The sequence below is a fragment of the Frankia sp. Mgl5 genome, from assembly GCF_023242985.1.
In the GTDB taxonomy this organism is placed as follows: domain Bacteria; phylum Actinomycetota; class Actinomycetes; order Frankiales; family Frankiaceae; genus Parafrankia; species Parafrankia soli.
Genome location: NZ_JALKFY010000155.1, coordinates 1 through 265, shown reverse-complemented (window position 1 = coordinate 265; position 265 = coordinate 1). Strand labels below are relative to the sequence as shown.

Genomic DNA, 265 nt, shown 5'->3' with positions numbered 1-265 from the left:
AGATAGAACTTTTCTCCCTCTTCGACAACGCGGTGACACCAATTATTTTGGGTGGGGATCACTCGATATCGCTCGGCAGCCTGCGTGCCTTTGCGAGAAAGTTCGGCCCTGCCGCCCTGATTCACTTTGACTCCCACAGCGACACATGGGACAACTATTTCGGCGAAAAGTACACGCATGGTACTCCATTTCGCCGGGCGGTTGAAGAAGGCCTGATCGATACGGCCCACTCCATACAGGTCGGAATGCGCGGGCCGCTTTATGG

At 55.1% G+C, this 265-nt stretch carries 1 protein-coding gene; it reads left to right on the top strand.

Annotation, left to right across the window (positions count from 1 at the left end; translation table 11 throughout):
- Window positions 1–265: arginase family protein (locus tag MXD62_RS08785; RefSeq protein ID WP_248828888.1), on the top strand; the 265-nt coding region annotated here is incomplete at both ends.